Source organism: Oleiphilus sp. HI0067 (genome assembly GCF_001635735.1).
On the sequence record NZ_LWFI01000535.1, the window covers coordinates 1 to 691 of the forward strand.

At 46.3% G+C, this 691-nt stretch carries 1 protein-coding gene; it reads right to left on the minus strand.

The window, feature by feature from the left end; genetic code table 11:
• On the minus strand, positions 1-662 hold a 662-nt coding region (ribF, locus tag A3739_RS06265; RefSeq protein ID WP_068500717.1), incomplete at its 3' end, for a riboflavin biosynthesis protein RibF.
• Positions 663-691: the final 29 nt, after the last annotated feature.

Genomic DNA, 691 nt, shown 5'->3' on the forward strand with positions numbered 1-691 from the left:
CTCTTTCGACGCAATGCAATGTTGGCCGTGGGAAAGCCAATCGTTCTGCCAAGCTGTTGCCCATACATCACGCGTCCCGACAAGGTATAAGGACGACCGAGCAATCTTTCAACCGTATCAAACTCACCGTCTGCTAACTTAACGCGGACCAATGTAGAGCTGACGCGAGCTTGGCTCTCTGTACCCTCAACTTTGTAGGTATCGGAATTTTCAACCGTAAAGCCAAATTCCTCACCAGCATTTAACAAGGCTTGAAAATCACCTTGGCGATCTCCGCCAAAACGAAAGTCATCTCCAACGACCAAGTGTTTCACTTTTAAGTGATTCACCAAAACTTGATCAATAAATGCTTTGGCAGTGAGGGCACGAAACTTCTCATTAAATTGAAGTACGCAAATATAATCTAAGCCGTAATTTTGCAGACATTCGTACTTGTCACGAAATCGCATTAAACGCGCGGGTGCCTGCTCGCCTTTAAAATACTCTTGCGGTTGAGGTTCGAACACGACGACAACCGAGGGGAGATTAAGATCACTAGCCCGCTCAACAACACGACGTACAATTTCTTGGTGCCCCAGATGAACACCATCGAAATTTCCAATCGTTGCGACACACCCTTCCTCTGGAAGAGGGTTGTTGTATAAGCCTCGAAGGAGCTTCATTTGCCCTACATCACTGCAAAAAATAGCTG